The sequence below is a fragment of the Methylobacterium sp. AC690 genome (assembly GCF_979256535.1).
This window is the reverse complement of sequence record NZ_CEEDOX010000095.1, coordinates 1-254: the sequence shown is the minus strand read 5'-3', so window position 1 is coordinate 254 and position 254 is coordinate 1. Positions and strand designations below refer to the sequence as shown.

The window sequence follows — 254 nt, the reverse complement described above, 5'->3', positions numbered from 1 at the left end:
GGATGAGGATCGGCGCGTCGGCCAGGAAGGCGCGGGCCAGCGCCACGCGCTGGCGGTCGCCGCCCGAGAGCTTGACGCCGCGCTCGCCCACCAGGGTGGCGTAGCCCTGGGGCAAGCGGGCGCTGAAGTCGTGCGCATTGGCGAGGCGCGCCGCGCGGGCGATCTCATCCGCGGAGGCCCCCGGGCGCGCATAGGCGATGTTCTCCGCCAGGGACCGGTGGAACAGGACCGGCTCCTGCGGCACGATGGCGATG

Annotated in this window: 1 protein-coding gene; it reads right to left on the bottom strand. The window is 74.8% G+C overall.

Going from position 1 to position 254, the window contains the following annotated elements:
- Positions 1-254 (bottom strand): ATP-binding cassette domain-containing protein (locus AC0IY1_RS25455; RefSeq protein WP_471773359.1); only part of this gene is annotated, 254 nt, incomplete at both ends.